Raw genomic sequence first — 26934 nt, 5'->3', positions numbered from 1 at the left:
TCACGTGAAACATGGAAGCCCTGCCTCTATAATGAGCACCGAACGCTCTCTTACCTCCCCATCATGGACTATCCCCGCGCATTCGATGTCATCGTTGTCGGTGGCGGCCACGCCGGCACCGAGGCGGCTTTGGCTGCCGCGCGCACCGGCGCACAGACGCTGCTGCTGACGCATAACATCGAAACCCTAGGTCAAATGTCTTGCAATCCCTCCATCGGTGGGATCGGCAAGGGACACCTTGTCAAAGAAGTCGACGCCCTGGGCGGCGCAATGGCTTTGGCGACCGATGAGTCGGGGATTCAGTTCCGCATCCTGAACAGCTCCAAGGGGCCGGCCGTGCGAGCCACTCGCGCCCAGGCCGACCGCGTGCTGTACCGCAAGGCTATCCGTGGCCGTCTGGAGAACCAGCCCAATCTGTGGCTGTTCCAGCAGGCCGTGGAAGACTTGATGGTGGAGGGCGACCGTGTGGTCGGCGCGGTGACGCAGGTAGGCCTGAAGTTCCGGGCCAAGACCGTGGTGCTGACTGCCGGCACGTTCCTCAACGGCCTGATTCACGTGGGCCTGCAGAACTACTCGGGCGGCCGGGCGGGAGATCCTCCCGCTATTTCGCTGGGGCAGCGCCTGAAGGAGCTCAAGCTTCCGCAGGGCCGGCTCAAGACGGGCACGCCGCCGCGCATCGACGGGCGCTCGATCAATTACGGCATCCTGGAAGAGCAGCCTGGCGACCTGGACCCGATCCCGGTGTTCTCGTACCTGGGCAATGTGGCGATGCATCCGCGGCAGCTGCCTTGCTGGATCACGCACACCAATGCTCGCACGCACGACATCATCCGCGGCGGCCTGGACCGTTCTCCCATGTATAGCGGCGTGATCGAAGGCGTGGGCCCGCGCTACTGCCCGTCCATCGAGGACAAGATCCACCGTTTCGCCGACAAGCAGTCGCACCAGGTGTTCCTGGAGCCCGAGGGCCTGGACACGCACGAGGTGTATCCGAACGGGGTGTCCACCAGCCTGCCGTTCGACGTGCAGCTGGAACTGATCCACTCGCTGCCCGGGCTGGAGAACGCGCACATCCTGCGCCCCGGCTACGCCATCGAATACGATTACTTCGATCCACGTGGATTGAAGAGCACGCTGGAGACCAAGGCCATCGCCGGCCTGTTCTTCGCCGGGCAGATCAACGGCACCACCGGCTATGAAGAAGCTGCGGCCCAGGGCCTGCTGGCCGGCACCAATGCCGCGCTGCTGTCGCTGGAGCGCGAGCAATGGACGCCGCGCCGCGACGAAGCCTACCTGGGCGTGCTGGTGGACGACCTGGTCACGCGCGGCGTGACCGAGCCCTACCGCATGTTCACGTCGCGGGCGGAATACCGTCTGAGCCTGCGTGAAGACAACGCCGACTTGCGCCTGACGGAAATCGGCCGCCGCCTCGGCATCGTCGACGACGTGCGCTGGGACGCCTTCAACCGCAAGCGCGACGCGGTGGCCGCCGAAGTCGAGCGCCTCAAGTCCTCCTGGGTCAATCCGCGCGTGCTGCCGGCCGAGGTCGCCGAGCCGCTGCTGGGCAAGGCGATTGAACGTGAGTACTCACTTGCAGACCTGCTGAAACGCCCCGGCGTTTCCTACGAAGCGCTGATGGCCGCCCGCAATACCGACGGCACGCTGCTCGCCGGTCCTGGGGTGGTCGCCGACGAGGTGCTGGCCGAGCAGGTCGAGATCCAGGTCAAGTACGCCGGCTACATCGCGCGCCAGCAGGACGAGGTCCAGAAGCACATCGCGCACGAGCAGCAGGCCATTCCCGCCGACGTGGACTACGACGCCGTGACCAGCCTGTCGTTCGAAGTCCGCCAGAAGCTCAAGGCGCACCGTCCCGAGACCATCGGCCAGGCCGCGCGGATCTCGGGCGTCACGCCCGCCGCCATCTCGCTGCTCCTCATCCACTTGAAGCGCCTGCACTACGGCTCGCGCAAGCAAGCGGCATGAGCCCCGTGGGGCGCCCCAAGGGCGAGTACCGCAGCGTACATGAAAGCCATTCCGTGACCGGCCGCGCAGACCAGCCCGCCGACATGGCCGGCCGGCTCGCGCGCGCGTGCGAACAGCTGGGGCTGGACGCCGACGCGTCCGCCCGGGCCAGGCTGCTCGACTACCTGGCGCAGATGCAGCGCTGGAACCGGACCTACAACCTCACCGCGATCCGCGATCCGCAGCAGATGCTGGTGCAGCACCTGTTCGACAGCCTGGCCGCCGTGGCGCCCTTCAGCGAGGCGCTGGGAGGTTCGGACGCGCCGGCCAAGGTCTACGACGTCGGCTCGGGCGGAGGCCTGCCTGGCGTCGTCCTGGCCATTATGCGGCCGCACTGGTCCGTGACCTGCGTGGACGCCGTCGAAAAGAAAACCGCATTCGTGCGCCAGATGAGCGGCGCGCTGGCCCTGCCCAACCTGCAGGCGCGCCACGCCCGCATCGAAACGCTGGAGCCGGCCGAGTGCAACATTGTCACGTCGCGCGCCTTCGCATCGCTGGACGATTTTGCGCAGCTCGCAGGTCGGCACGTGCGCAACGATGGTACCCTCGTCGCCATGAAGGGCAAGCACCCCGAGGATGAAATCCAGGCGTTGCATGCGCGCGGGCAATGGCAAGTCGATCACATACAGCCGCTGTCCGTGCCGGAACTGCAAGCGGAACGCTGCCTGGTCTGGATGCGCCGCAGTCAAGGAACCCTATGAAGAACATACCCCCCAGCACGACCGCCCGCGTATTCTGCATTGCCAACCAGAAGGGCGGTGTGGGCAAGACGACCACCGCCATCAACCTGGCGGCCGGCCTTGCCACGCACAAGCAACGCGTGCTGCTGGTGGACCTGGACCCTCAGGGCAACGCCACGATGGGCAGCGGCATCGACAAGAACTCGCTCGAATCGAACCTGTACCAGGTGCTGATCGGCGAAGCCGGCATCGAACAGGCGCGCGTGCGCTCCGAATCGGGCGGCTACGACGTGCTGCCGGCCAACCGCGAACTCTCCGGCGCCGAGATAGACCTGGTGCAGATGGAACAGCGCGAGCGTCAGCTCAAGGCCGCCATCGACACCGTCTCCAGCCAGTACGACTTCGTGCTGATCGACTGCCCGCCCACGCTCTCGCTGCTGACCCTGAATGGCCTGGCCGCCGCCCACGGCGTCATCATTCCGATGCAGTGCGAATACTTCGCGCTCGAAGGCCTGTCCGACCTGGTCAACACCATCAAGCGCGTGCATCGCAACATCAACGACGACCTGCGCGTCATCGGCCTGCTGCGCGTGATGTTCGACCCGCGCATGACGCTGCAACAGCAAGTGTCCGCGCAACTCGAGGCGCATTTCGGCGACAAGGTCTTCAAGACGGTCGTGCCGCGCAACGTGCGCCTGGCCGAAGCACCCAGTTACGGCATGCCCGGCGTGATCTATGACCGCGCGTCACGCGGCGCGCAGGCCTACATTGCATTTGGTGCCGAAATGATCGAGCGCGTAAAACGGGATTTGAAGTAATCCATATCCATGTCGGCCTCCGCGCGCATCGCTCCGCTTCCGTCGATCGCCCGCCGCGCGCCTTGCGCCGGCGAGCGCGACAGCCTGCGCGTGCGTCTCGAAGAGGCCGCGCTGAACGCGACGGCGGTCGGCGCGCAGGTGCTTTATGATGGCTGGCTGGTGCGTTTCGCGCAGTCGCCGGCCAAGCGCATGCGCAGCGTGAATGTGCTGGGGTTATCCACACGTACGCTGGATGAGCGGCTGGCGTATTGTTCATCGTTGTACGCGCGCCATGGCCTGCCTATGGTGCTGCGCCTGACCTCCATCGGCCCCGACTTTTCCCTCGATGCCGACCTGGAGGCCCGCGGTTATGTTTACACCGGCGAGACCCGGGTCATGAGCATGCCGCTCGCGCCCGGGCACGGTGCCACGGGCGGGCTGCGGTTCCAGACGATCGCCGCAGACCGTTTCGCGCAGGCGGTCGGCGCCATGCGCGGCGCCTTGCCCGAGCACGTCGACGAACACCGCAGGCGCCTGCAGGGCCTGGCTGTGGATATCCTGCCGGTGCTTGCCACGGACGCGGCGGGGCGCGGCGTCGCCGCCGGCCTGGCCGTGCGCGACGGCGATCTGCTCGGCCTGTTCGACATCGTCACCGACCCCGCAGAGCGGCGCAAAGGCCATGCCGGCGCCCTGGTGGAACACTTATTGGCTCTGGGCGCTGCCGGCGGCGCCACGACAGCCTATCTGCAGGTCGAGCCGGAAAATTCAGCCGCGCGCGCCTTGTACGGCCGCTACGGTTTCAAAGACTGTTACGCGTATTGGTATCGCGTGCCCGCCGAGCACGCGGACACCTGAGCCTGGCTCGGGATACAAAAACAGAAGGAAAGAGGATTTAACTATGGCCACCAAGAAACCCAAGGGATTGGGCCGCGGACTGGACGCCTTGCTCGGCGCGGACGCGCCCGCCATCGAGAACATCGGCAAGGCCGCGGCCAAGCCCGAGGGTCCGCCGTCCACCTTGCCCGTCTCCAAGATGCGCGCCGGCAAATACCAGCCGCGCACGCGCATGGACGAGGGCGCCCTGGGCGAACTGGCCGAATCGATCCGCACACAAGGCATCATGCAACCCATACTTGTGCGCGCGCTGGGCGAGGCCGCGCCCGGCCAGTACGAAATCATCGCGGGCGAGCGCCGTTTTCGCGCCGCCCAGATCGCCGGCCTGAAGGAAGTGCCGGTGCTGGTGCGCGAAGTGGCCGACGAGAACGCGGCCGTCATGGCGCTGATCGAAAACATCCAGCGCGAAGACCTGAACCCGCTCGAAGAGGCGCAGGGCGTGCGCCGCCTGCTGGACGAATTCGGCCTCACGCACGAACAGGCCGCGCAGGCCATCGGCCGCTCGCGTTCGGCCACCAGCAACCTGCTGCGCCTGCTCAACCTGGCCGCCCCGGTGCAGACCATGCTGCTGGCCGGCGACGTGGACATGGGCCACGCCCGCGCGCTGCTGGCCGTGGACGCGGCCACGCAGATCCAGCTGGCCAATCTCATCATCGCGCGCCGCCTGTCGGTGCGCGAAGCCGAAAAACTGGTCGCCAAGACCGCCAAGGACGCCGACGCGTCGGCCGCGCCGCGCAAGAAAACCAACGGCGCCTCGCGCGACCTGACGCGCCTGGAGGAAGCCCTGTCCGATCACCTGGGCACGCGCGTCGCGCTCAAGGTGGGCGCCAAGGAAAAAGGGCAGATCGTCATCGACTTCCACGGCTGGGAGCACCTGAATTCGCTGCTGGAACGCCAGGGCCTGTCCGGAGTGGTGGATGCCTGAGCGCGCGCTGCCTGTCATCGCCGTACTGGCGACGGGCGGCACCATCGCCGGCGCCCAGCCCGACGCCACCGCCGCCGGCTACAAGGCGGGCTCGGTCGGCGTGGGCGAGCTGCTGGCCGCCGTGCCGCAGCTGGCCGCCATCGCCGACATCCGCGCCGAACAGGTCGCCAACGTCGGCAGCCAGAACATGACGCACGAGGTCTGGCGCGCGCTGGCGCTGCGCGTGGACGCGCTGTGCCAGGACCCCTCGGTGGCCGGCATCGTCATCACGCACGGCACGGACACGCTGGAGGAAACCGCGTATTTTCTGAGCCTGGTGATTCGCCACGACAAGCCCATCGTGCTGGTGGGCGCCATGCGTCCGGCCACCGCGCTGGGCGCCGAGGGCCCGGCCAATCTGTATAACGCCGTGGCGCTGGCGCGCCATCCCGACGCCCGCGGCCGCGGACCGCTGGTGGTCATGAACGAGGACCTGCACTACGCCCGCGAGATCCAGAAGACCGCGGCCGCCGGCCTGTGCGCGTTCGCGTCGCCGAACCGCGGCCGCGCCGGCGTCATGCACGGCGGCGCGCCGCAGTTCTATTCGCGCAACACTACCGCGCACACCACAGAAAGCGAGTTTTCACTCGCATTGCTGGAGCGGGCCGGCTGGCCGCGCGTGGCCATCGTCTACGCCCACGCCGACCTGCAGGACGACCTGATCGATTTCCTGGCCGGCGCGGCCGACGGCATCGTGCTGGCCGGCGTCGGCGACGGCAACGCCACCGACCTGGCCATCGACGGCCTGCTGCGGGCCGCCGCCAGCGGCGTCGCGGTGGTGCGCGCCAGCCGCACCGGCAGCGGCCTGGTGGCGCGCGACGTGGAACTGGACGACGCCGCCCTGGGCTTCGTCGCCGCGCGCGACCTGAACCCGCAGAAGGCGCGCATCCTGCTGATGCTGGGCCTGTGCGTCACGCGCGACCCGCAGGCGCTGCAGCGCTTCTTCGACCGCTACTGAACGCCTGAATCGGCCGCCTGGAGCCCGCGGCCCAGGCCGAGCTGGGTCTTGAGCATGTCGTAGACCTGGCGCGTCAGCGGATTGATCAGATCGCGTCTTATCCACAGGAAGTAGGTCACGTCCGGCAGCGGCGGCAGCCCTTCCTTCTCGCCCAGCACCCGCATCTCCGGCCCCAGCAGTTCCACGCTGCGCGCCGTCACGCCCAGGCGCGCGCGCAGCGCGGCCTTGATCCCCACCAGGTTCGGCGCCACGTAGTTGGTGTGCCAGCGCACCTGCGCCTGTTCCAGCGCATTGAGCGCCAGCCGGCGGAAGATGCTGGGCTCGTCGGCCAGCACCAGCGGCACCGGGGCGTGCATATCGTGTACATAGTCGGCGCAGGCCAGCCACACCGTGGGCGAACTGCGCAGCGCCACGCCTTCGAACTCCTGGTCGAAGCGGGTCGAGATCGTCAGGTCCAGCTCGCCGGCGCGCAGCGCGTCCATCAGGAACGGGCTGCGATCGGTGCGGATCTCCAGTTTCACGCGCGGCGCCGAGCGCGCGATGTGCATCAGCAGGGTGGGCAATATGGTGTCGGCCACGTCCAGCGGCGCGCCCAGGCGCAGGTCGCCTTCCAGCGGCCCGTCCTGCAGGGCGCGCAGCGCCTCGTCGTTGATGGCCAGTATGTGGCGCGCGTAGGCCACCAGGCGCCGGCCATGCGAGGACAGCACCTTGTTGCGGCCCTGCTTTTCGAACAGCGGCTGGCCGATGACCGATTCCAGCCGCTGCATCTGCTGGGTCACGGCCGACTGGGTCTTGTGCAGCCGGGTGGCGGCCTGCGAGAAGGTCTCGTATTGGGCGATGGCGGTCAGGGTGCGGAGCAGGTCCAGGTCCAGATTGCGCATGGCAGGCTAAAAGTATTAGGAACGCTAATGGAATATTAAGGCAATTTAAATTGTTTACGCCGGGCGCGGGGGATACATTGGCTTTGATAACGACCGACAACAGGGAAAATCAAAGTGAGCACTCCGCATCCCCATCAGGCCGGCATAGACGGCGCCATCGGAAATATTAAGAAAACTGTAGGAAATAAGGGGCTGAACCGCGACAGCCTCAAGCTGGTGCTGGACGAGCTGATCGGCCTGGCCGGCCACACCGACTGGTGGGCGGCCGACCGCTATCCCGCGCCCGAGGACGGCGAGCGCCAGGCGCGCTACCTGATCGCCGAAGACCCCGACAAAAGCTACGCGCTCTATCTGAACGTGATGCGTCCGGGCAAGCAGATCGTTCCCCACAACCACACGACCTGGGCCTGTATCGCGGCCGTGGAAGGCGTGGAACACAACTACGTGTACGACCGCCTGGACGACGGCGCGACGCCCGGCGTGGGCCGCCTGAAGCAGACCGGCACCGTGGTGGTGGGGCCGGGCGCCGGCATCGCGCTGATGCCGGATGACATCCACGCGGTGGAAATCCAGGGCGACAGCGTCATCCGCCACCTGCACATGTATGGCCGCGCACTGGAGACCCTGAACGAACGCCTGGCGTTCGACCTGGAAGCGGGCACCTGCAAAGTCATGCCGATCGGCGTGCAGACGCGGCGCTGAGCATGGACAAGCCGCTGCGGCCCGCGACGCGCCTGCTGCGCGCAGGGCGTCCCCACCGGGGCTGGGTCAATACGCCGGTCACGCGCGCCAGCACCTATGTCTTCGACAGCGTGCAGGCCTGGCGCGATACGCGCGCCCGGCGCGAACAGGAACGCCTGCCGTCCTATGGCGCGCGCGGCACCGACAGCACCCACGCGCTTGAGGATGCGCTGGTCGAGCTGGAGGGCGGCCACCGCGCCCATCTGTATCCGACCGGCCAGGCCGCCATCGCCACCGTGCTGCTCGCCTATCTGCGCGCCGGCGACCACGTGCTGCTCACCGATGCTGTGTACGAGCCGGTGCGCCGCTTCTGCGCCGAGCACCTGTCGCGGCTGGGCGTCGAATACACGTACTACCGGCCGGACGGCGCCGGCATCGCGGCGCTCATCCGCCCCAACACGCGGATGATCTATGCCGAGTCGCCCGGTTCGCTGACCTACGAGATGCCGGACCTGCCCGCGCTCGCCGAACTGGCGCGCCGGCATGACTGCTGGCTGGCTGTGGACAACACCTGGGCCTCCGGCCTGCTGTGCCAGCCGCTGGCGCTGGGCGCCGACATCTCCATTCTCGCGGCCACCAAATACCTGGGCGGACATGCCGACGTGATGATGGGCGCGGTCGTGACCAATGCGCGCGCCTGGCGCGCCCTGGAGCGCGCCACTATCGATTTCGGCCAGACGGTGGGCGCCGACGACGCGTACCTGGTGCTGCGCGGCATGCGTTCGCTGCCCCTGCGCATGGCCCAGCATGCGCGCAGCGCGCTGCGCGTGGCGGACTGGCTGCTGGGCCGCCCGGAAGTGGCGCGCGTGCTCTGTCCGGCGCTGCCTGGCGATCCCTCCCACGCCATCTGGAAGCGCGACTGCAGCGGCGCCAACGGCTTGCTGACGGTGGAGTTCTCGGCCGGATTCGGCGAGGCGGACGTCGAACGCCTGCTCGACGGGCTGCGGCTTTTCGGCATCGGCGCGTCGTGGGGCGGCTTCGAAAGCCTGGCGATCCCGGTGCGGCTGGAGAGCTGCCGTTCGCTGCCCGACACCGAAAAGCGCGGCGTCATGGCGCGCCTGCACATCGGCCTGGAAGACCCCGAAGACCTCATCGCCGATCTCGAACATGCGCTGTCCGCGCTTTCCTCCGTTTCCCGTTCCCTCTGAATCCGATGATGCATCCCACCCCTGACCATACCGTCGCCGACGTCGATACGCACACGCTCAAGCAATGGCTGCACGACGGCGGCGAAATCGCGTTGCTGGACGTGCGCGAACACGGCCAGTACGGCGAGTCCCACCTGTTCTACGCCGTGCCGCTGCCCTACAGCCGGCTCGAAGTGGACGTCGTGCGCCTGGCGCCGCGGCGCGACGTGCGGATGGCGATCTACGACGAGGGCGGCGACGACGCCACTGCCTTGCGCGCCGCGCGCGCGCTGGCCGCGCTGGGCTATACCAATGTGCACCGCCTGGCCGGCGGCATCGCGCAGTGGCGCGAAGACGGCTACGCCGCCTTCGCCGGCGTCAACGTGCCCAGCAAGACCTTCGGCGAACTGGCCGAAGAAGTTTTCCACACCCCGCGCATCGGCGCGCGCGAACTGGCCGAGCGCCAGCGCCGCGGCGACGACCTGATCGTGCTGGACGGCAGGCCCTATTCCGAATACCAGAAGATGAGCATCCCGGGCGGCGTCTGCTGCCCCAACGGCGAGCTGGCGCTGCGCGCCCACACGCTGGCCAAAAGCCCGCAGACCACCATCGTGGTCAATTGCGCCGGCCGCACGCGCAGCATCATCGGCGCCCAGACGCTGATCAATCTGGGCGTGCCCAATCCCGTGTACGCGCTGGAAAACGGCACGCAGGGCTGGTATCTCGAAGACCTGCAGCTGGAACACGGCGCGCTGCGCCGCTACGGCGACGACATCGCGCCGCAGGACCTGCCGGCGCTGGCGCAGCGTTCCGCCGCGCTGGCCGAGCGCCACGGCGTGCCCATGGTGTCCGCCGGCGACGTGCAGGCCTGGCTGGACGACGCGGCGCGCAGCACCTTTCTGTGCGACGTGCGCAGCGCCGAGGAATACGCCCAGGGCTCTTTGCCCGGCGCGCAGCACACGCCCGGCGGCCAGCTGATCCAGGCCACCGACCAGTACGTGGCCGTGCGCGGCGCGCGCATCGTCGTGTTCGACGCCGAAGGCGTGCGCGCGCCGGTCATCGCCAGCTGGCTGCGGCAGATGGGCTGGGACGCCAGCGTGCTGAAAGAGGGCGTGCGCGCCCGTCTGGCGTTGCGTGTGGACAGGACGCCCGCGCCGCAGATCCGCGTGCTGGACGACGCCGCGCTGGCCGAGGCGATGGCGCAGGGCGCGCAGCTGCTGGATATCCGCCCGGGCATGCGCTATCGCGCCCGGCATATCGACGGCGCGCGCTGGGCCATCCGCCCGCGCCTGGACCGCCTGCGCCTGGACGCCTCGCGCCCGGTGGTGCTGCTGGCCGAAGACGCCGCGCTGGCCGCCTGGGCCGCGCAGGACTTGAAGGCGCTGGGCGTCGACGACGTCAGCGCCAATACCGGCACGCCGGCCGGCTGGTCCGCCCAGGGCATCGCGCTGGCGTCCACGCCTGACGAGCCCGCCGACGCGGACTGTATCGACTACCTGTTTTTCGTGCATGACCGTCACGACGGCAACAAGGCCGCGGCGCGCCAGTACCTGGCCTGGGAAACCAATCTGGTCAGGCAGATCGACGATCGAGAACGCGCGGCCTACCGCTTTCCGGCCGGCTGACCTATCGCGCCGCGAGGCGCGGCAAATGCATCCAGACAGTACGCCCCGCGGCTGACGCCGCCGGGGTGCGGGCGGTTCATTGCGAACCGAAATGCAACGGACGGCCGAGCATCCGGCCGCCAATACCAGGGGAAATCCAAATGAAGCAGATCGCATCGTACTTTTGCGCAACCGCGGCCGTGGCCGGCCTGCTGTGCGCCGGCGCCGCCCATGCCCAGGCGCCCGCGCCGCTGGCCGACTATCCCAAGCAGGCCATCACCATCGTCTCGCCGTTCCCGCCGGGCGGCGGCAACGACAACGTGGCGCGCCTGATCGCGCAGGAGCTGGGGGCCATCACGGGCCAGAGCGTGGTGGTGGAAAACCGCTCCGGCGCGGGCGGCAACGTCGGCACCGCGCAGGTCTCGCGCGCCAAGCCCGACGGCTACACCCTGGTGATGTCGCAGACCAGCGTGATGGCGGTCAATCCGCGCGTCTACAAGAACGTGGGCTTCGACCCGATCAAGGACTTCGTGCCCATTTCCCAGATCACCTCGGCGCCGCTGGTGCTGGTGACGCGCACCGAAAGCCCGTACCAGTCGCTGAAAGACTATCTGGAGGCCGCGCGCAAGCAGCCCGGCGTGGTCACCTACGCGACGCCCGGCAACGGCACCATGAGCCACCTGATGGGCGCGCTGGTGTCGAAGAAGGCCGACGTCCAGCTGGTGCACGTGCCGTACCGCGGCGCCGCGCCCGCCATCACCGACCTGATGGGCGGCACGGTGGACATGCTGATCACGTCTCCGGCCTCGGCCGAGCCCATGGTGGCCGCGGGCAAGCTGCGCGTGCTGGCGATGAGCCACGAGACCAGCATCGGCCGCTTCAAGGGCGCGCCCACGCTCAAGCAGTCCGGCATGGAGGGCATCACGGCCGATGACTGGTACGGGCTGTTCGCGCCGGCCGGCACCCCGCCCGAGCGCATCGCCTATCTGGCGCAGGCGGTGGGCCAGGCGATGAAGTCGCCCGAGGTGGTCGCGAAGATCAACGGCGGCGGCAGCAATGCGGTGGGCAGCCAGCCCGAGGCCTTCAAGACGCGCCTGGCGCAAGACACGGCCTATTGGGCCGGCATGGTCAAGACCGCCGGCGTGTCGCTGGACTGAAGCCGGCGCGGCGGCGCCCTATACGGCCAGGACGTCGCCGACCGCCGCCTTCAGCGCGGCGTAGGCCGGTTTTTTCTGCGCGCTGGTGTTGGTGACCAGGTGGTCGATGCGGTCCACGCCGCAATAGGACACGCGGCTGCACAGGCCGATCTTGCTGAAGTCGGCCAGCAGCACCAGCCGTTTGGCGTTGGCGGTCATGGCGCGCGCCACTTCGGCTTCGCGCAGATCGTAGTTGGTGGCGCCGAACTCCGCGTCCACGCCCACCGGCGACAGCAGCGCCAGGTCGGCTCGGTAGCGGTGGATTTCCGCGATCGTGATGTCGCCGGCGGTGGCGCAGACCGGGCCGCTGACCGAGCCGCCCAGCATGATGAGCTGGTTGGCGCCGCTGCCGGCGGTGCCGACCTTGAGGGCCACGTCGAACGAGTTGGTGATGATGGTCAGGCCCGACAGCTTGGCCAGTTCGTCGGCCAGCACGCTGGTGGTGCTGCCCGCGTCCAGGAACAGGGTCTGGCCGCTGGAGACCAGGCCGGCCGCCGCCCGCGCGATGGCGCGCTTGTACTTGACGCGGGTGTGCACGCGTTCGGCGATGGGCGGCTCGCTGTGCACCGGCACCGCGCCGCCATGCACCCGGCGCAGCTCGCCCATCGATTCCAGCTCCAGCAGGTCGCGCCTGACGGTCTCCCGCGATACCCCCAATTCGCCGACGATGCGGTCGGTCGATACCTGCTGCAATGAAGACAGCAGGGCGCGGATTCTCTGATACCGCTCTTCTTGCCACATATCCGATGTTTCCTAGTTCTCTATCCCTATGCCCGCCGCCGCGCGGCCCACGCAATCAGCGCGCGCAGGGCCAGCAGGGAACCTCCAACGACCAGCATGATAAGCGTTGAATAGGCCGCCGCTTGCGAGACGAATCCGGCTTCGTCCAGGCGCAGCACCGAAACCGGGGCCACGCTGACCGAAGGCGTGACCAGGAAGATCACCGCCGACAGCGTGACCATGGAGCGCATGAACAGGAAAAAGAAGACACCCAGCACCGTCGGACCGATCAGCGGCAGCACCGCGTCGCGCAGCACCCGCAGGGTGCCGCCGCCCAGGCAGCTGACCGCTTCCTCCAGGGCCTGCGGCACGGCCCGCATGCCGGTCATCATCGTCAGGAACCCCTGCGTATGGTAGTGGTAGAAGTTGCACAGCGCGATCAGCGCCGCGCTGCCGTACAGCGCGTACAGCGGCGTGCCGGGCGCGTTGAACGCGAAGATGTAGGACAGGCCCAGCACCAGGCCCGGCACCCCCACCGGCAGCACCGACAGCATGTACACCGGCTTGGCCCAGGCGCGCGGGATGCGGCAGACGCCGAAGCTCAGGAAGAACAGCAGCAGCACCCCGCCGCCGGCGGCGGCCAGCGACAGGTACAGCGAGGTCCACAGCGGCGCGTAGCCGCCGCTGACCGTGATGTCATAGTGCTTCAGCGTCCATTCCATGCGGTAGGGCCACAGCCGCATGAAACTGGCGAACACCACCGTGGCCACCGTGACGATGATGGCGCCGGCGGCCAGCAGCACGGCGGCGCCGAAGGCGGCGTCGCGCGCCCGCGCCGGCTGCGGCGCGACCCTCAGGCCGCCGGGCGAGGCCGAGCCGAACTGGCGCTGCGAGGCCACGCGCTCTATCTGCACCGATATCAGCGAAGGCAGCAGCAGCAGGATGCCCACCACCGACCCCAGGCCGAAGTTCATCTGGCCGGACACCTGGCTGTAGATCTCGGTGGCCAGCACGCGGTAGTTGCCGCCGATCACCGCGGCGTTGCCGAAATCGGTGATGGTGATGACGAACACCACGAAGGCCGCGCTCAGCAGGCCGAACTTGCAGTTGGGCAGGGTGATGTCGAAGAACTGGCGCGCGCTGGAGGCGCCCATGACTTCGGCCGCGTCGTAGTAGCGCGCATCCATGTTGCGCAGCGCCGCCTGCAGGATCAGCACGGCCTGGGGCAGGGCATAGAACACGTTGGAGATCAGCAGCCCCCAGAAGCCGTAGATGTCGATGTCCCAGCCGGTCCAGCGGTGCACCAGGCCGTTGCGCCCCAGCAGGAAGATCAGGCCCAGGCCCTGCACCAGCGAGGGGGCCAGCAGCGGTAGCACCAGCGCCACCCGCACGATGGCCTTGCCGCGCATGCAGCTGCGGTCCAGCCCATAGGCGATGGCGAAGCCCAGCACGATGCTGACCGCCGTGGTGGCGAAGCTCATGACCAGGCTGTTGAGCGTGGCGGTCAGGATGCCGCGCGTGGCGAAGACTTCGGCGTAGTTGCCCAGGCCGATGGAGCCGTCTTTCTCGACCAGGCTGTTCCAGGCCACGGTCGCCAGCGGATAGAGGAAGAACAGCGCCAGGCCCGCCATCGGTATGCCGACGCAGGTCCAGAGCAGCAGGCGGTCGGCCGTCCAGGGCGCGCGGCCGGCGGGGGCGGCCAGCGCGGCGCCGGCGTGGGCGGCGCTCATCGGAGCGCCCTCATACGCTGACCCAGGCGCACTGGCCCGGCTCCGCGTCCAGGCGCACGGGGGCGCCGCGCGCCAGCCCGGCCGCGCCATGCTGCTCCACCACCAGTTCGCGTCCGCGCCACGCGATGCGCAGGCGGGTCAGGTTGCCCATGAACGTCATGTCCTGCACGCGGCCGGCGCCGCGCTCGTCGGCCGCCACCCGCAGGTTCTCGGGCCGCAGGCAGGCTTCATAGCGCTCGCTGGCGCCTTCGGGGCGGCTCGCCAGCAGCTCGGGCATGGCTTCGCGCACCCAGTCGGTGGGCAGCAGGTTGCTCAGGCCGACGAAGTTGGCCACGAAACGCGTGCGCGGGCGCAGATAGAGGTCGGCCGGCGAGCCGACCTGCTCGATGCGCCCGTCGTTCATGCAGACGATCTTGTCGGCCAGCGTCAAGGCTTCTTCCTGGTCGTGGGTGACCATGATGGTCGGGATTTTCAGGCGCCGCTGCACGTCGTGGATCTCGGCGCGCATATCGGTGCGCACGCGCGCGTCCAGCGCCGACAGCGGTTCGTCCAGCAGGATCAGCGCCGGGTCCACGGCCAGCGCGCGCGCCAGCGCCACGCGCTGCTGCTGGCCGCCGGAGAGCTGGTGCGGGTAGCGTTCGGCGTGCTCGGGCAGCTTGATCAGCGCCAGCAGTTCGCGCACCCGCGACGCGATGCGCTCGCGGCTTTCGCCGCGGATGCGCAGGCCGTAGCCCACGTTCTCGGCCACGGTCATGTTGGGAAACAGCGAGTACGACTGGAACACGATGCCGAAGCCGCGCTTGCGCGCCGGCAGCGCGCTCAGGTCGTGCCCGCCCAGCGTGATGGCGCCGCGGTCGAACGGCAGCAGCCCGGCCACGATGCGCAGCAGCGTGGTCTTGCCGCAGCCGCTGGGCCCGAGCAGGCAGACGAATTCATGCTCGCCCACCGACAGGTCGATGTCCTGCAGCGCGACCGAGCCGTCGAAAGTCTTGCGTATCCCGCGCAATTCCAGGTACATGGGCGTCTCCAGGACGGGACGCGGCCGGCGGCGGCCGGCCGCGCCGCCGTCAACGCTTGATGGTTTCCTGCCAGGTCTTGATGATGGCGTCCCGCTCGGCCGCCGACTTCTGGAAGTCCACGGGGTACAGCACCGTGCCCAGGTCCTTGGGCAGGCCCGCGGCCTCGGCGGCCTTGTTGGGGGCGGCGCCGGGGATGGTGACGAGTTCCTTGTACTTGCTGTAGAGGCCGCCGGCCTGCTGCGACAGGGTCCAGTCCAGGAAGCGCTTGGCGTCCGCGGGATTCTTGGCCGTTTTCATCAGGCCCGAAGCCTCCAGCTCGTAGCCCACCCATTTGGACGGGATCACCATCTTGATGGGATAGCCCTCTTCGATGGACTGCATGGCCGGAAAGGCGAAGGACACGCCGATCGCGTACTCGCCGGCGCGCGCCATCTTGCAGGGACGCGAACCGGAAGGCGTGTACTGCGCCACGTTCTTGTCCAGGTCCTTGAGCAGGGCCCAGCCCTTTTCCTTGCCCAGGCCCTGCAGCAGGGCGGCGATCTGCAGATAGCCGGTGCCGGAGGCGGCCGGGCTGGGAATCACGATCTCGCCCTTGTAGGCGGGCTTGGTCAGGTCTTCCCACGACGTGGGCATGGGCAGGTTCTTGGACTTCAGCCTGTCGGTGTTGACACAGAACGCCGCCACGTAGCCGGTGGCGGCGAACCATTTGTTGTCGGCGCCCTTGTAGCGGGCGGGCAGGGCGTCCATGCCCTTGGCCGCATAGGGTTCCAGCAGGTTCTGCAGGCGCGGGTCGAGCATATTGCTGACCGCGAAGCCCCAGATCACGTCCTGCTGCGGGTTGGAGGCCTCGGCGATCAGGCGCGCGCCCAGGTCGCCGGTGGACAGGCGCAGCACGTTGACTTTCAGGTCGGGCATGGCGGCGTTGGCCGCCTTGAGGTAGGCCGCGATCTCGTCTTCCTCGAGCGCGGTGTAGACGGTGATGGCGCCGGCATGGGCCTGCGAGCCGATGGCACCTAGGGAAATTACTGCAACCACAAGGCTGAGCTTCTTCATACATTGCATGATGGGACTCCGGTTGGAATACACGGCAACGGTGCGAGCTACATATGCGGACTGCGGGGCTGCAAGACAGGTGCGAGTTGCAGTTTTAAGTATATTTGCAAATTTGTGGCAACGTGTCTAGACTGGAAAAACCTCGTATGCACGGTTTTTTTTGGCCTGGGCCCGATCCCGCGGCCGGTCTGGAGGCATCACCGATGCAAACCTCATTGCCGCTATCCGCGCCGCAGCTGGCCGCCTATCGCGCGTTCGCCCAGACGCTGGCCGACCGCGTGCGGCCGCTGTCGCGCAAGTGGTTCCGCCATCCGCTGGCGGTCGACACCAAGGCCGACGCCAGCCCCGTCACCCAGGCCGACCGCGAAGTCGAGACGGCCCTGCGCGCGGCCATCGCGGAGCAATACCCGGAGCACGGCATCCTGGGCGAGGAGTTCGGCGTATCGCACATGGAGGCCGAGCTGGTCTGGTCGCTCGATCCCATAGACGGCACCCGCGCCTTTATTTCCGGCAACCCGCTGTGGGGCACGCTGCTGGCGCTGCTGCACCGCGGCAGGCCGGTGCTGGGCCTGATCGACATTCCCGCGCTGGACGAACGCTGGATCGGCGCGGCCGGCCAGCCCGCCAGCCTGAACGGCCACGCGTGTCGCGTCAGCGGCTGCACCGAACTGGGCGAGGCCATCCTCTACGCGACCTCGCCGGACATCTTCGCCGGCGCCGAGCTGGCCGCCTTCGACGCGCTGGCGCAGGCCGCGCGCATGCGCCGCTACGGCGGCGACTGCTACAGCTACGGGCTGCTGGCCAGCGGCCACGTCGACCTGGTGGTCGAGTCCGGCCTGCAGCCATACGACTATCTGGCGCTGATGCCCGTGATCGAAGGGGCAGGCGGCGTCATTACCGACTGGTCCGGGCAGCCGCTCGGCCTCCAGTCGCAGGGCCGCGTGATCGCGGCCGCCACGCCGCAGCTGCATCGCCAGGCGATGCGGCTGCTGGGGGCGGCCGCGACCTGAACGCCACGCCGCCCGCCCGACAGGTCAACGCAACGCTACAGTCACAGCAAGGTGGACAAGCATGCATGCACTAGGGGTAGCAACGGTGGAAGACGCGGAGCGGCTGGTGCAGGCCAGCGCGCTCTCGCACATCAAGGTCGGCCTGTCCGACGTCGACGGCGTCATGCTGGGCAAGTACCTGCGCCGCGATAAATTCCTGGGGGCGCTGCGCTCCGGGCTCGCATTTTGCGACGTGGTGTTCGGCTGGGATCTCGACGACCAGCTCTACGACAACACCAAGTACACCGGCTGGCATACCGCCTATCCCGACGCCAAGCTGCGGATCGTCCCGCAAAGCGCCCGCAGGCTGCCGCTGGAGCAGGGGCCGGGCGGCGAGGACATGCTGTTGTTCCTGGCGGAATTCGAAGGCGAGGCCGGCGCCATCTGCCCGCGGCGCCTGCTGCACCGGGTCATCGACCGGGCCGCCGACATGGGCTTCGACGCCTACGCCGCGCTGGAATACGAGTTCTTCATGTTCCGCGAGACCCCGCACTCGGTGCGCGCGAAGCACTACCGCAACCTCGAGAACTGGACGCCCGGGAATTTCGGCTACTCGGTGCTGCGCAGCACGGTGGAGGGCGATTTCTACCGCAAGCTGCTGGACATGTGCGAACGCATGGACATGCCCATCGAAGGCCTGCATACCGAGACCGGGCCGGGCGTGCTGGAAGCCGCGCTCGCGGTCGACCAGGCCGCGGCCGCCGGCGACAAGGCATTCCTGTTCAAGACCTTCACCAAGGCGCTGGCGCAGCAGAATGGCCTGATGGCGACCTTCATGGCGAAGTGGTCGCACGAGCATCCCGGCCAGAGCGGCCACATCCACCTGTCGCTGCGCGACCGCAAGACCGGGCGCTCGGCGTTCCACGACGAGTCGCGGCCGCATTGCATGAGCGCGACGCAGGCTTCCTTCATGGCCGGCGTGCAGCGCTACCTGCCGGAATTCATGGCCCTGTACGCGCAGACCGTCAACAGCTACTCGCGCCTGGTGCCCGGCTACTGGGCGCCGCTGGACGCCACCTGGGGCATGGAGAACCGCACCACCGCGCTGCGGCTGATTCCCGGCAGCGACAAGTCGCAGCGCGTCGAAGTGCGCATCGGGTCGGCCGACGCCAATCCCTACCTGGCGTTGTCGGCCGCGCTGGCCTCGGGCCTGTACGGCATCGAACAGGGGCTCGAACCCGAGCCCATGGTGCAGGGCAACGCCTATACCCAGCAGTTTCCCGCGCATCTGCGCCTGCCGAGCACGCTGTGGGACGCGGCCCAGCGGCTGGGCGAATCCGAGGCCGCGCGCCGGCTGTTCGGCGACGCCTTCGTCGAGCACTACGTGGCCACGCGCGAATGGGAAGAAAGGCAGTTCCGGCGCCACGTGACCGACTGGGAACTGGCGCGCTACTTCGAAATCATCTGACCATCGACCACACCGTTTGCACAGGGCAGCCATGACGCAGGAACTCATCACCATCAGTCCGATCGACGGGCGCGAGGTCGTCCGCCGTCCCTATGCCAGCGAGGCGCAGATCGCGCGTGCGCTGGCCGACGCCCACGGCGCGCAGCCGGGCTGGGCGGCGCTGGGCGTGCAGGAGCGGGGGCGCATCGTGTCGGCCGCCGTGGACCGCTTCGTCGCGGCCAGGGACGAAATCGCGCGCGCCATCACCGTGCAAATGGGCCGGCCCCTGCGCTACACGCCGGGCGAAGTGGCCGGCTTCGAGTCGCGCGCGCGTCACATGATCGCCATCGCCGCCGAGGCGCTGGCCCCGATCCGGGTTCCCGAGCAGCCCGGGTTCACGCGCTTCATCAGCCGCGAGCCCATCGGCGTGGCGCTGACGATCGCGCCGTGGAATTATCCGCTGCTGACCGCCGTCAACAGCATCGTGCCGGCGCTGATGGCCGGCAACGCCGTCATCCTCAAGCACTCGGATCAAACGCCGCTGTGCGCCGAATTCATCGAGCGCGCGTTCCGCGAGGCCGGCGCGCCCGCGGGCGTGTTCCAGTACCTGCACGCCAGCCACGAGATCGCGCAGCGACTGATCCGCGCGCCGGAAATCGGCTATGTGTCCTTCACCGGCTCCGTGCGCGGCGGACACAGCGTGGAAGAGGGCGCGGCGGGGCGCTTCATCGGCGTCGGCCTGGAGCTGGGCGGCAACGATCCGGCCTATGTGCGCAACGACGCCGACATCGGCCACGCGGTCGAGACGCTGGTCGACGGCGCATACTTCAATTCCGGCCAGTCCTGCTGCGGCATCCAGCGCATCTACGTGGCGCGGCCGCGCTACGATGAGTTCGTCGAGCGCGCCGTGGCGCTGACCGAGCAATACGTGCTGGGCGATCCGCTGCAGGACGGGACCACGCTCGGGCCGGTGGTGCGCAAGCGCGCCGCCGACGAAATCCGCGAGATCGTCGACGCCGCGGTCGCGGCCGGCGCCAGAAACCTGATAGATCCATCGCGTTTCAAAAACGCGAACAAAAACTCGCCTTACGTCGCGCCGGCGCTGCTGACGCAGGTGGACCACGGCATGCGCGTCATGAACGACGAATGCTTCGGCCCCGTCGTCGGCATCATGCCGGTCGACAGCGACGAGCAGGCCATCGCGCTCATGAACGACAGCCCCTACGGCCTGACGGCCGCGGCGTTCACGCAGGACCAGGAGGCCGCGCTGCGCATCGGCCGCCAGGTCCGCACGGGCACGTTCTTCATGAACCGCTGCGACTACCTGGACCCCGCGCTGGCCTGGACCGGCGTGAAGAACTCGGGCCGCGGCGTATCGCTGTCCGTGGTCGGATACGAACAGCTCACGCAGGCCAAATCCTTCCATCTGCGCAGCCTCTAACCAGATATCCACAGGAAGCCGACCATGAGCGTGCCTAGCGTCAACTGGAATTACCCCACCGCCATCAAGGCCGGTCCCGGCCGCATCAGCGAACTGCCGCAGGCATGCCGCGAACTGGGCATGGCGCGCCCGCTGCTGGTGACCGACCCCGGCCTGGCGGCGCTGCCGATGGTGGCCGCGGCGCAGGCCGCGTGCCGCGAAGCCGGCCTGCAATGCGGCCTGTTCCACGATATCAAGGGCAACCCCACGGGCCGCAACGTCGACGACGGCGTGGCGGCGTACCGGCAGGGCGGCCATGACGGCGTGATCGCGATGGGCGGCGGGTCGGCGCTGGACGCGGCCAAGGCCATCGCGCTGATGGCGGGCCAGCAGCGGCCCCTGTGGGACTTCGAGGACGTGGGCGACAACTACCTGCGGGTGAACGTGGCCGGCATGGCGCCGGTGGTGGCGGTGCCCACCACCGCGGGCACCGGCTCGGAAGTGGGACGCGCCTCGGTCATCACCGACGAGGCGGCCGAGGTCAAGCGCATCATCTTCCATGCGCGCATGCTGCCGGCCATCGTCATCCTGGACCCCGAACTCACCGTCGGCCTGCCGCCGAAGATCACGGCCGCCACCGGCATGGACGCGCTGTCGCACAACCTGGAGGCCTATTGTTCGCCGGTGTTCCATCCGATGGCCACGGGCATCGCGCTCGAAGGCATGCGCATGGTCAAGGAATACCTGCCGCAGGCGGTGGCCGACGGCGCCGACCTGCAGGCGCGCCAGCAGATGCTGGTGGCCTCCAGCATGGGCGCCACCGCGTTCCAGCGCGGGCTGGGCGCCATGCACGCGCTGGCGCATCCGCTGGGCGCGCTCTACGACGCGCACCACGGCCTGCTCAACGCCATCCTCATGCCCTACGTGCTGAAAGCCAACCAGCACGCCGTGGCTCCGCGCCTGGAAGCGCTGGCGCGCTACCTGGACCTGCCGGCCCGGCCGGGCGCGGTGCTGGACTGGGTGCTGGCGCTGCGCGAGGCCATCGGCATTGCGCACACGCTGGCCGAGATCGGCATCGATGACGCCCAGGCCGAGCGCGTCGGGCGCATGGCGGCCGCCGACCCTTCGGCCGGCACCAATCCGGTGGACTACTCGGCCGCGCAATACACCGAACTTTTCCGTGCAGCGGTTCACGGAAATCTGTAAGATTGCCCCCCTCTGCGTGCAAACGCGGGGTGACTGAACCGGAGTTCTGAATATTTTTCGTCCGAATCGTTTGACAGCGATTTAGAAAGTGTTCATAATCTCGAATTCTCCTCTGGAGGAGTGCCCGAGTGGTTAAAGGGGGCAGACTGTAAATCTGTTGGCCTTGCGCCTACGTTGGTTCGAATCCAACCTCCTCCACCAGAGACCCGTACCTCGTGTAGTAGTACACAGGAATCCAGGCGCAGTTGGCCTGGATTTACAATGTGAGGTTCTGGATGCTTGGCCGCCTTTGCAAGAAAGGCGGCACGGTTTTCCAGGCTTTGTATTGAAAGAGGTTCGGGAAGAGAGAAGGTGAAAGGATAGCCGCGGGTGTAGCTCAATGGTAGAGCAGAAGCCTTCCAAGCTTACGACGAGGGTTCGATTCCCTTCACCCGCTCCAGCTTTATATGCCCATGTGGCTCAGTGGTAGAGCACTCCCTTGGTAAGGGAGAGGTCGCGCGTTCGATCCGCGCCATGGGCACCACTAATTCCCTAAGTTCTTTTCTTCAGTCGCAGCTTTAGTCAAAAGCGCAATCCAGGTCAGGAGTCAGCCATGGCAAAAGGCAAGTTTGAACGTACCAAGCCGCACGTGAACGTGGGTACGATTGGTCACGTTGACCACGGCAAAACGACGTTGACGGCGGCCATCACGACCGTTCTGTCGACCAAGTTCGGCGGCGAAGCCCGCGGCTACGACCAGATCGACGCGGCTCCTGAAGAAAAGGCTCGCGGCATCACCATCAACACCGCCCACGTCGAGTACGAAACGGAAACGCGTCACTACGCGCACGTTGACTGCCCGGGCCACGCCGACTACGTGAAGAACATGATCACGGGCGCGGCGCAAATGGACGGCGCGATCCTGGTGGTGTCGGCCGCTGACGGCCCGATGCCGCAGACCCGCGAACACATCCTGCTGTCGCGCCAGGTGGGCGTGCCCTACATCATCGTCTTCCTGAACAAGGCTGACATGGTCGACGACGCCGAGCTGCTCGAGCTGGTCGAAATGGAAGTGCGCGAACTGCTGTCGAAGTACGACTTCCCGGGCGACGACACCCCGATCATCAAGGGTTCGGCCAAGCTGGCGCTGGAAGGCGACAAGGGCGAACTGGGCGAACAGGCCATCCTGTCGCTGGCCCAGGCGCTGGATTCGTACATCCCGACGCCGGAGCGCGCGGTTGACGGCTCGTTCCTGATGCCGGTCGAAGACGTGTTCTCGATCTCGGGTCGCGGCACCGTGGTGACCGGCCGTATCGAACGCGGCGTGATCAAGGTCGGCGAAGAAATCGAAATCGTGGGCATCACCCCGACGGTCAAGACGACCTGCACGGGCGTGGAAATGTTCCGCAAGCTGCTGGACCAGGGCCAGGCTGGCGACAACGTCGGCATCCTGCTGCGCGGCACCAAGCGTGAAGACGTCCAGCGCGGCCAGGTTCTGGCCAAGCCGGGCTCGATCACCCCGCACACGGAATTCACCTCCGAGGTGTACATCCTGTCCAAGGAAGAAGGCGGCCGCCACACCCCGTTCTTCAACGGCTACCGTCCCCAGTTCTACTTCCGTACGACGGACGTGACGGGCACGATCGACCTGCCGGCCGACAAGGAAATGGTTCTGCCGGGCGACAACGTGACGATGACCGTCAAGCTGCTGGCCCCGATCGCCATGGAAGAAGGCCTGCGTTTCGCCATCCGTGAAGGCGGCCGTACCGTCGGCGCCGGCGTGGTCGCCAAGATCATCGCCTAAGCAGTCTCCAGAGTGGATAGAGCGGATTTTTCAATCCCTCTATCCATTCTTGCAGTAAAAGTAGTATGATGTATGGTTCCGCGAGCTGATATGGCGCGGAAAGCAGCGGTGAAGAGCGGCTGCGAACTAATGCAAGTGTTTTAGGGGCATAGCTCAATTGGCAGAGCGTCGGTCTCCAAAACCGAAGGTTGTAGGTTCGATTCCTACTGCCCCTGCCACCGCCAGGATAAACCCGCGGGAGATCATCGCGAGTTACGCATTCACGGCGGCTCGCGTCGCAAAATGTCTAATACCAGCGTAGAAACCGTAACCAGTACCGCCGACCGGGTCAAGCTCGGGCTGGCGGTTCTTGTCGTTATTGCTGGCATCGTCGGGTTCTCCGTGCTCAGCGCGCAGCCGATGCCTGCTCGTATCGGCGTGTTCGTCGCCGGCCTCGTGATCGCCGCCGTGATCGCGTGGTTCAGCGAGCCGGGCCGCCGCACCCTGAGCTTCGCGAGCGAATCCTACAACGAAGTCAAGCGTGTCTCGTGGCCCACGCGCAAGGAAACGACCCAGATGACGGGCATCGTTTTCGCGTTCGTGGCGATCATGGGCATTTTCATGTGGGTGCTCGACAAGGGCATCGAATGGATTCTCTACGGCCTGTTGTTGGGCTGGAAATAAGGACGGCGAATGAGTAAGCGTTGGTATGTCGTCCATGTGTACTCCGGCATGGAAAAAAGCGTACACAAGGCCCTGAACGAGCGCATCGAGCGCGCAGGCCTGCAAACGTCGTTTGGCCGCATTCTTGTGCCCTCCGAGGAAGTCGTCGAGGTCAAGGGCGGTCAGAAGTCGATCACCGAGCGCCGCATTTTCCCCGGTTATGTCCTGGTTGAAATGGACCTGACCGACGAAACGTGGCACCTGGTCAAGAACACCAACCGCGTCACCGGCTTTCTGGGTGGCTCGGGCAATCGTCCGACCCCGATTTCCGAAAAGGAAGTCGAAAAGATCCTCTCCCAGATGGAAGAGGGCGTCGAGAAACCCCGCCCCAAGATCCTGTTCGAAGTGGGCGAGATGGTTCGGGTCAAGGAAGGTCCGTTTGCGGACTTCAACGGCAACGTCGAAGAAGTCAACTACGAAAAGAGCAAGGTGCGTGTGTCGGTCACCATTTTTGGTCGCGCCACCCCCGTCGAGCTCGATTTCAGCCAGGTCGAAAAGACCTGATTTCAACCCCCGGGGAGCTTCGGGCCTGAACGGCGCGAAGCGATATAACCCGCAAGGAGCAAAGCATGGCGAAGAAGATCGTCGGCTTTATCAAGCTGCAAGTGCCGGCTGGTAAGGCTAACCCCTCCCCCCCGATCGGTCCGGCGCTGGGTCAGCGCGGCCTGAACATCATGGAATTCTGCAAGGCGTTCAACGCCAAGACGCAGGGCATGGAGCCCGGTCTGCCGATTCCGGTGGTGATCACCGCCTTCGCGGACAAGAGCTTCACCTTCATCATGAAGACCCCGCCCGCGACGGTCCTCATCAAGAAGGCCGCTGGCGTGCAAAAGGGTTCGGCCAAGCCGCATACCGACAAGGTCGGCACGCTGACCCGCGCTCAAGCCGAAGAAATCGCCAAGACCAAGAGTCCGGACCTGACGGCTGCCGACATGGAAGCCGCCGTCCGCACCATCGCTGGCAGCGCCCGCAGCATGGGCATCACGGTTGAGGGGATCTAATCATGGCAAAACTGTCCAAGCGCGCCGCCGCCATTGCGCAGAAGATCGACCGCACCAAGCTGTACCCGGTCGCTGAAGCCCTGACCCTGGTCAAGGAAACCGCCGTCGCCAAGTTCGACGAATCCATCGACGTGGCCGTGCAACTCGGCATCGACCCGAAGAAGTCGGACCAGCTGGTCCGCGGCTCGGTCGTGCTGCCCGCCGGCACCGGCAAGTCGGTCCGCGTGGCCGTGTTCGCCCAGGGCGACAAGGCTGAAGCCGCCAAGGCCGCCGGCGCCGACATCGTCGGCCTGGACGACCTGGCCGAGCAGATCAAGGCCGGTCAGATGGACTTCGACGTGGTCATCGCCTCGCCCGACACGATGCGTGTCGTGGGCGCCCTGGGTCAGATCCTGGGCCCCCGTGGCCTGATGCCGAACCCGAAGGTCGGCACCGTGACCCCCGACGTCGCCACCGCCGTCAAGAACGCCAAGGCCGGTCAGGTTCAGTACCGCACCGACAAGGCCGGCATCATCCACGCCACGATCGGCCGCGCGTCGTTCGGCGTGGAACAGCTGCAAACCAACCTGGCCGCTCTGGTCGACGCCCTGCAAAAGGCTCGTCCCGCTGCTGCCAAGGGCATTTACCTGCGCAAGCTGGCCGTCTCGTCCACGATGGGCGGCGGTGCGCGCGTGGAAATCGCCTCGCTGTCGGCCTGAGTCCGACAGTAGTAAACGTACTTTGGGCCGCATCCGGAGTTCTCCGGATGCTGCTGTCAAAGACCGCTGGAGCAGGGTGGTTCAAGCCGTACCGGGCCACCCCGCTTAATCCCGAAGCTCACATAGTTCGGATCCAGCGTAGACGGCGTCCCCAGGAAGATTTCTTTACCCGAAGAACTCGACCAGGCGCCGCATTCGGTTGACGCGCAAGGCATTCGCCCCAGGCGTCTTTTGATGGAGTGTTCAAACCGTGAGTCTCAATCGTCAAGAGAAAGCGGTGGTGATCGAGGAAGTCTCGGCTGAAGTTGCCAAGGCTCAATCGATCGTTATCGCCGAGTACCGTGGTCTGGACGTCGCCTCTGTCACCGTACTGCGCAAAACTGCGCGTGAATCGGGCGTGTATCTGCGTGTTCTGAAGAACTCGCTGGCCCGTCGTGCCGTTGCCGGCACGGCTTTCGAGCCGTTGGCCGAGCAACTCACCGGTCCGCTGATCTACGGTATCAGCGCCGATCCGGTCGCGGCGGCCAAGGTCCTCGCAGGTTTCGCGAAAAGCAATGACAAGCTGGTCATCAAGGCGGGCTCGCTGCCCAACAGCCTGTTGAACCAAGAAGGCGTGAAGGCCCTGGCCACCATGCCCTCGCGCGAAGAGTTGCTGTCGAAACTGCTGGGCACCATGCAAGCCCCCATCGCGCAATTCGTGCGTACGCTCAACGAAGTTCCGACCAAGTTCGCCCGTGGCCTCGCCGCCGTGCGCGACCAGAAGGCTGCGGCTTAATCCCCGCCCTTCCCGGAATTCGCTGAACGACCGAGCGACACCCAAACCCTGGCATTACCAAAATATTTGGAGTTCTTAAAAATGGCACTTAACAAAGCTGAAATCCTTGACGCCATCGCTGGCATGACCGTGCTCGAACTGTCCGAGCTGATCAAGGAAATGGAAGAGAAGTTCGGCGTGTCGGCTGCTGCCGCCGCTGTCGCTGTCGCTGCTCCCGCCGCTGGTGGCGCCGCCGCCGCTGCTGAAGAGCAGACCGAGTTCACCGTTGTCCTGGCTGAAGCCGGCGCCAACAAGGTTTCCGTCATCAAGGCCGTGCGCGAGCTGACCGGTCTGGGCCTGAAGGAAGCCAAGGACCTGGTCGACGGCGCTCCGAAGCCCGTCAAGGAAGGCGTTGCCAAGGCTGACGCCGAAGCCGCCAAGAAGAAGCTGGAAGAAGCTGGCGCCAAGGTCGAAGTCAAGTAAGACCTGCGTCAACTTGCCCGGGGACAGCGCAGTTTGCAGTCCCCGGGCTTTTGCGTTTCCAGGAA

Annotated in this window: 26 protein-coding genes and 4 tRNA genes; 25 read left to right on the top strand and 5 right to left on the bottom strand. The window is 66.9% G+C overall.

Annotation, left to right across the window (positions count from 1 at the left end; genetic code table 11):
- The first annotated feature begins 63 nt into the window (after positions 1-63).
- The 6 genes from mnmG to AC1M14_RS26450 all read left to right on the top strand — a co-directional run bounded on the left by mnmG (position 64) and on the right by AC1M14_RS26450 (position 6315).
- A complete protein-coding gene (mnmG, locus tag AC1M14_RS26475; RefSeq protein WP_479730704.1) occupies positions 64-1983 on the top strand; it encodes a tRNA uridine-5-carboxymethylaminomethyl(34) synthesis enzyme MnmG in 1920 nt (639 codons plus the stop codon).
- Positions 1984-2066: 83 nt separating this feature from the next.
- The gene (gene rsmG, locus AC1M14_RS26470) at positions 2067-2723 is read left to right on the top strand and encodes a 16S rRNA (guanine(527)-N(7))-methyltransferase RsmG (RefSeq protein WP_479731841.1); all 657 of its coding nucleotides are present in this window, start codon (positions 2067-2069) and stop codon (positions 2721-2723) included.
- A complete protein-coding gene (locus AC1M14_RS26465; RefSeq protein WP_102774995.1) occupies positions 2720-3520 on the top strand; it encodes a ParA family protein in 801 nt (266 codons plus the stop codon). Before rsmG ends, AC1M14_RS26465 begins: the two co-directional genes overlap by 4 nt.
- 9 nt (positions 3521-3529) lie before the next feature.
- Positions 3530-4354, top strand: a complete 825-nt coding sequence (locus tag AC1M14_RS26460) for a GNAT family N-acetyltransferase (RefSeq protein WP_111826293.1) — start codon at positions 3530-3532, stop codon at positions 4352-4354.
- A gap of 43 nt (positions 4355-4397) precedes the next feature.
- Positions 4398-5318, top strand: a complete 921-nt coding sequence (locus tag AC1M14_RS26455) for a ParB/RepB/Spo0J family partition protein (RefSeq protein ID WP_102774997.1) — start codon at positions 4398-4400, stop codon at positions 5316-5318.
- Positions 5311-6315, top strand: coding sequence for an asparaginase (locus AC1M14_RS26450; protein ID WP_102774998.1), 1005 nt, complete (start codon positions 5311-5313; stop codon positions 6313-6315). The genes AC1M14_RS26455 and AC1M14_RS26450 overlap by 8 nt, the downstream gene beginning before the upstream one ends.
- Here AC1M14_RS26450 and AC1M14_RS26445 read toward each other — a convergent pair.
- Complete coding sequence (locus tag AC1M14_RS26445) at positions 6309-7196, bottom strand: LysR substrate-binding domain-containing protein (protein ID WP_102774999.1); 888 nt, start codon at positions 7194-7196, stop codon at positions 6309-6311. The genes AC1M14_RS26450 and AC1M14_RS26445 overlap by 7 nt on opposite strands.
- A 114-nt stretch (positions 7197-7310) precedes the next feature.
- Between AC1M14_RS26445 and AC1M14_RS26440 the strand changes: the two genes are divergently transcribed.
- The 4 genes from AC1M14_RS26440 to AC1M14_RS26425 all read left to right on the top strand — a co-directional run bounded on the left by AC1M14_RS26440 (position 7311) and on the right by AC1M14_RS26425 (position 11825).
- Complete coding sequence (locus AC1M14_RS26440) at positions 7311-7898, top strand: cysteine dioxygenase family protein (protein ID WP_102775000.1); 588 nt, start codon at positions 7311-7313, stop codon at positions 7896-7898.
- 2 nt (positions 7899-7900) lie between these two features.
- Positions 7901-9085, top strand: coding sequence for a cystathionine beta-lyase (gene metC, locus AC1M14_RS26435; protein WP_111826295.1), 1185 nt, complete (start codon positions 7901-7903; stop codon positions 9083-9085).
- Positions 9086-9090: 5 nt separating this feature from the next.
- Positions 9091-10689, top strand: a complete 1599-nt coding sequence (locus tag AC1M14_RS26430; protein ID WP_479730703.1) for a rhodanese-like domain-containing protein — start codon at positions 9091-9093, stop codon at positions 10687-10689.
- A 140-nt stretch (positions 10690-10829) separates the two neighbouring features.
- Positions 10830-11825: a Bug family tripartite tricarboxylate transporter substrate binding protein gene (locus AC1M14_RS26425; RefSeq protein WP_102775002.1), complete on the top strand. Its 996-nt coding sequence runs from the start codon at positions 10830-10832 to the stop codon at positions 11823-11825.
- Positions 11826-11843: 18 nt separating this feature from the next.
- On the opposite strand, the gene AC1M14_RS26420 is transcribed toward AC1M14_RS26425, so the two are convergent.
- From AC1M14_RS26420 to AC1M14_RS26405, 4 genes are read right to left on the bottom strand one after another with little or no spacing between them, the layout of a single operon-like run.
- Positions 11844-12605, bottom strand: a complete 762-nt coding sequence (locus AC1M14_RS26420; protein WP_102775003.1) for a DeoR/GlpR family DNA-binding transcription regulator — start codon at positions 12603-12605, stop codon at positions 11844-11846.
- Between the two features lie 26 nt (positions 12606-12631).
- Entirely contained in the window at positions 12632-14314 is a 1683-nt protein-coding gene (locus AC1M14_RS26415) for an ABC transporter permease subunit (protein WP_111826297.1), read from the bottom strand.
- 10 nt (positions 14315-14324) lie between these two features.
- Positions 14325-15332 carry an ABC transporter ATP-binding protein gene (locus AC1M14_RS26410; RefSeq protein WP_102775005.1) on the bottom strand — a complete coding sequence of 336 codons (1008 nt, stop codon included), beginning with the start codon at positions 15330-15332 and terminating at the stop codon, positions 14325-14327.
- A 49-nt stretch (positions 15333-15381) separates the two neighbouring features.
- A complete protein-coding gene (locus AC1M14_RS26405) occupies positions 15382-16395 on the bottom strand; it encodes an ABC transporter substrate-binding protein (protein ID WP_479730702.1) in 1014 nt (337 codons plus the stop codon).
- Between the two features lie 194 nt (positions 16396-16589).
- Here AC1M14_RS26405 and hisN point away from each other — a divergent pair, with 194 nt between their 5' ends.
- The 15 genes from hisN to rplL all read left to right on the top strand — a co-directional run bounded on the left by hisN (position 16590) and on the right by rplL (position 26869).
- Complete coding sequence (gene hisN / locus AC1M14_RS26400) at positions 16590-17396, top strand: histidinol-phosphatase (protein WP_102775007.1); 807 nt, start codon at positions 16590-16592, stop codon at positions 17394-17396.
- A gap of 61 nt (positions 17397-17457) precedes the next feature.
- Positions 17458-18843 (top strand): glutamine synthetase family protein, encoded by a 1386-nt coding sequence (locus AC1M14_RS26395; protein WP_111826299.1) that lies wholly within the window; start codon positions 17458-17460, stop codon positions 18841-18843.
- A 31-nt stretch (positions 18844-18874) separates the two neighbouring features.
- Complete coding sequence (locus AC1M14_RS26390) at positions 18875-20263, top strand: aldehyde dehydrogenase family protein (RefSeq protein ID WP_479730701.1); 1389 nt, start codon at positions 18875-18877, stop codon at positions 20261-20263.
- Between the two features lie 24 nt (positions 20264-20287).
- A complete protein-coding gene (locus AC1M14_RS26385; protein WP_102775010.1) occupies positions 20288-21448 on the top strand; it encodes an iron-containing alcohol dehydrogenase in 1161 nt (386 codons plus the stop codon).
- Positions 21449-21562: 114 nt separating this feature from the next.
- Positions 21563-21649: transfer RNA gene (locus AC1M14_RS26380), tRNA-Tyr, on the top strand.
- 164 nt (positions 21650-21813) lie between these two features.
- Positions 21814-21887: transfer RNA gene (locus tag AC1M14_RS26375), tRNA-Gly, on the top strand.
- A gap of 9 nt (positions 21888-21896) precedes the next feature.
- Positions 21897-21971: transfer RNA gene (locus AC1M14_RS26370), tRNA-Thr, on the top strand.
- Between the two features lie 69 nt (positions 21972-22040).
- Positions 22041-23231 (top strand): elongation factor Tu, encoded by a 1191-nt coding sequence (gene tuf / locus AC1M14_RS26365; protein WP_102775022.1) that lies wholly within the window; start codon positions 22041-22043, stop codon positions 23229-23231.
- A gap of 142 nt (positions 23232-23373) precedes the next feature.
- Positions 23374-23449: transfer RNA gene (locus tag AC1M14_RS26360), tRNA-Trp, on the top strand.
- Positions 23450-23513: 64 nt separating this feature from the next.
- The gene (gene secE, locus AC1M14_RS26355; RefSeq protein WP_102775011.1) at positions 23514-23894 is read left to right on the top strand and encodes a preprotein translocase subunit SecE; all 381 of its coding nucleotides are present in this window, start codon (positions 23514-23516) and stop codon (positions 23892-23894) included.
- 9 nt (positions 23895-23903) lie between these two features.
- Positions 23904-24437 (top strand): transcription termination/antitermination protein NusG, encoded by a 534-nt coding sequence (nusG, locus tag AC1M14_RS26350; protein ID WP_006389586.1) that lies wholly within the window; start codon positions 23904-23906, stop codon positions 24435-24437.
- Between the two features lie 65 nt (positions 24438-24502).
- Complete coding sequence (gene rplK, locus AC1M14_RS26345) at positions 24503-24934, top strand: 50S ribosomal protein L11 (RefSeq protein ID WP_102775012.1); 432 nt, start codon at positions 24503-24505, stop codon at positions 24932-24934.
- A 2-nt stretch (positions 24935-24936) separates the two neighbouring features.
- On the top strand, positions 24937-25632 hold the full coding sequence (rplA, locus tag AC1M14_RS26340) for a 50S ribosomal protein L1 (protein WP_102775013.1): 696 nt from the start codon (positions 24937-24939) through the stop codon (positions 25630-25632).
- A gap of 250 nt (positions 25633-25882) precedes the next feature.
- Complete coding sequence (rplJ, locus tag AC1M14_RS26335) at positions 25883-26407, top strand: 50S ribosomal protein L10 (protein ID WP_054459366.1); 525 nt, start codon at positions 25883-25885, stop codon at positions 26405-26407.
- Positions 26408-26488: 81 nt separating this feature from the next.
- Positions 26489-26869 (top strand): 50S ribosomal protein L7/L12, encoded by a 381-nt coding sequence (gene rplL, locus AC1M14_RS26330; RefSeq protein ID WP_006389590.1) that lies wholly within the window; start codon positions 26489-26491, stop codon positions 26867-26869.
- The last annotated feature ends 65 nt before the right edge of the window (positions 26870-26934 follow it).

The organism is Achromobacter sp. SX5, assembly GCF_056711425.1.
This window is presented reverse-complemented; position numbering and strand designations above follow the sequence as displayed.

Coding starts and splice junctions, on each gene's coding strand:
- mnmG (WP_479730704.1), top strand. CDS start 64: ATGGACTATCCCCGCGCATTCGATGTCATCGTTGTCGGTGGCGGCCAC.
- rsmG (WP_479731841.1), top strand. CDS start 2,067: ATGGCCGGCCGGCTCGCGCGCGCGTGCGAACAGCTGGGGCTGGACGCC.
- AC1M14_RS26465 (WP_102774995.1), top strand. CDS start 2,720: ATGAAGAACATACCCCCCAGCACGACCGCCCGCGTATTCTGCATTGCC.
- AC1M14_RS26460 (WP_111826293.1), top strand. CDS start 3,530: ATGTCGGCCTCCGCGCGCATCGCTCCGCTTCCGTCGATCGCCCGCCGC.
- AC1M14_RS26455 (WP_102774997.1), top strand. CDS start 4,398: ATGGCCACCAAGAAACCCAAGGGATTGGGCCGCGGACTGGACGCCTTG.
- AC1M14_RS26450 (WP_102774998.1), top strand. CDS start 5,311: ATGCCTGAGCGCGCGCTGCCTGTCATCGCCGTACTGGCGACGGGCGGC.
- AC1M14_RS26445 (WP_102774999.1), bottom strand. CDS start 7,196: ATGCGCAATCTGGACCTGGACCTGCTCCGCACCCTGACCGCCATCGCC.
- metC (WP_111826295.1), top strand. CDS start 7,901: ATGGACAAGCCGCTGCGGCCCGCGACGCGCCTGCTGCGCGCAGGGCGT.
- AC1M14_RS26430 (WP_479730703.1), top strand. CDS start 9,091: ATGATGCATCCCACCCCTGACCATACCGTCGCCGACGTCGATACGCAC.
- AC1M14_RS26425 (WP_102775002.1), top strand. CDS start 10,830: ATGAAGCAGATCGCATCGTACTTTTGCGCAACCGCGGCCGTGGCCGGC.
- AC1M14_RS26420 (WP_102775003.1), bottom strand. CDS start 12,605: ATGTGGCAAGAAGAGCGGTATCAGAGAATCCGCGCCCTGCTGTCTTCA.
- AC1M14_RS26415 (WP_111826297.1), bottom strand. CDS start 14,314: ATGAGCGCCGCCCACGCCGGCGCCGCGCTGGCCGCCCCCGCCGGCCGC.
- AC1M14_RS26410 (WP_102775005.1), bottom strand. CDS start 15,332: ATGTACCTGGAATTGCGCGGGATACGCAAGACTTTCGACGGCTCGGTC.
- AC1M14_RS26405 (WP_479730702.1), bottom strand. CDS start 16,395: ATGCAATGTATGAAGAAGCTCAGCCTTGTGGTTGCAGTAATTTCCCTA.
- hisN (WP_102775007.1), top strand. CDS start 16,590: ATGCAAACCTCATTGCCGCTATCCGCGCCGCAGCTGGCCGCCTATCGC.
- AC1M14_RS26395 (WP_111826299.1), top strand. CDS start 17,458: ATGCATGCACTAGGGGTAGCAACGGTGGAAGACGCGGAGCGGCTGGTG.
- AC1M14_RS26390 (WP_479730701.1), top strand. CDS start 18,875: ATGACGCAGGAACTCATCACCATCAGTCCGATCGACGGGCGCGAGGTC.
- AC1M14_RS26385 (WP_102775010.1), top strand. CDS start 20,288: ATGAGCGTGCCTAGCGTCAACTGGAATTACCCCACCGCCATCAAGGCC.
- tuf (WP_102775022.1), top strand. CDS start 22,041: ATGGCAAAAGGCAAGTTTGAACGTACCAAGCCGCACGTGAACGTGGGT.
- secE (WP_102775011.1), top strand. CDS start 23,514: ATGTCTAATACCAGCGTAGAAACCGTAACCAGTACCGCCGACCGGGTC.
- nusG (WP_006389586.1), top strand. CDS start 23,904: ATGAGTAAGCGTTGGTATGTCGTCCATGTGTACTCCGGCATGGAAAAA.
- rplK (WP_102775012.1), top strand. CDS start 24,503: ATGGCGAAGAAGATCGTCGGCTTTATCAAGCTGCAAGTGCCGGCTGGT.
- rplA (WP_102775013.1), top strand. CDS start 24,937: ATGGCAAAACTGTCCAAGCGCGCCGCCGCCATTGCGCAGAAGATCGAC.
- rplL (WP_006389590.1), top strand. CDS start 26,489: ATGGCACTTAACAAAGCTGAAATCCTTGACGCCATCGCTGGCATGACC.